Annotated in this window: 2 tRNA genes; both read right to left on the reverse strand. The window is 46.9% G+C overall.

From position 1 onward, the window contains the following. Nucleotides 1-39: 39 nt before the first annotated feature. Nucleotides 40-115, reverse strand: a tRNA-Ala gene (locus A194_RS0116690). 12 nt (nucleotides 116-127) lie between these two features. Then, nucleotides 128-204, reverse strand: a tRNA-Ile gene (locus A194_RS0116695). Nucleotides 205-262 lie beyond the last annotated feature (58 nt).

The following is a 262-nucleotide window of genomic DNA, read 5'->3' on the forward strand; positions in this document are numbered from 1 at the left end:
TGTTTTCTATCATTTAACATAATAGAATTTCTTCAATTCTGGTGGAGCCTAGCGGGATCGAACCGCTGACCTCCTGCGTGCAAAGCAGGCGCTCTCCCATCTGAGCTAAGGCCCCTAATAAATAAAATGGTGGGCCTGAGTGGACTTGAACCACCGACCTCACGCTTATCAGGCGTGCGCTCTAACCAGCTGAGCTACAGGCCCATTTTATTATGGTTGAGCTTCAACCCTTCAAAACTAAACAAAATAGCACTGTCATCAC

The sequence above is a fragment of the Alkalibacillus haloalkaliphilus C5 genome, assembly GCF_000269905.1.
Classification (GTDB): Bacteria; Bacillota; Bacilli; order Bacillales; family Alkalibacillaceae; genus Alkalibacillus; species Alkalibacillus haloalkaliphilus_A.